This is a genomic window from Actinoplanes subtropicus (assembly GCF_000721705.1).
Lineage (GTDB): Bacteria > Actinomycetota > Actinomycetes > Mycobacteriales > Micromonosporaceae > Actinoplanes > Actinoplanes subtropicus.
In genome coordinates, this window is record NZ_JOJL01000203.1 from 1 (window position 1) to 220 (window position 220).

Here is a 220-nt window from a genome sequence, read left to right on the forward strand (position 1 = left end):
CGGATTCTGTCGGGCGAGACGGCGGACCAGGTCGCGGATCTCGTCGCTGACCGGCGGCCGGCCCGCCTTGCGGGGATGGGTCCAGTGGCGGCGCAGCAGCCGCCGGTGCCAGCCGAGCAGGGTGGCCGGGGTGACCAGCCGATGGGCCCGGACCGGGGTGGGTAGCAGCCGGGCCAGGCCGGACAGGACGGCCCGGTCCGGCCAGGACAACCGGGGCCGG

At 77.7% G+C, this 220-nt stretch carries 1 pseudogene; it reads right to left on the bottom strand.

Annotated elements, in window-relative coordinates:
* Positions 1-220: pseudogene (locus IH26_RS61915) on the bottom strand (hypothetical protein); the annotation flags it as partial.